Origin of the sequence: Dickeya sp. NCPPB 3274, assembly GCF_000406205.1 — a bacterium.
In the GTDB taxonomy this organism is placed as follows: domain Bacteria; phylum Pseudomonadota; class Gammaproteobacteria; order Enterobacterales; family Enterobacteriaceae; genus Dickeya; species Dickeya fangzhongdai.
On record NZ_AOOH01000052.1, the window covers coordinates 1 to 313 of the forward strand.

The 313-nt window shown below is 66.1% G+C and carries 1 protein-coding gene; it reads left to right on the top strand.

What is annotated here, in order from left to right:
- A partial coding sequence (locus DXX3274_RS00095) for an Ig-like domain-containing protein (RefSeq protein WP_042857876.1) occupies window positions 1–313 on the top strand: 313 nt, incomplete at both ends.

Here is a 313-nt window from a genome sequence, read left to right on the forward strand (position 1 = left end):
ATGTGGACGGCAACCCGCTGACCGTCACCGCCGCGACGGCCGGTAACGGCTCTGTCGTCATCAACGCCGACGGCACCCTGACCTACACCCCGAATACCAACTTTAACGGCACCGATACGGTGACCTATACCGTCAGCGACGGTGCCGGTGGCGTGGTGACCGGCACGCTGACTATTACCGTGACGGCGGTGAATGACGCGCCGGTGGCGGGAGCCGATACGGCGACGACCGCCGAGGACACGCCGGTGACGGTGGATGTGCTGGCGAACGACAGCGATGTCGATGGCAACCCGCTGACGGTCACGGCCGCGAC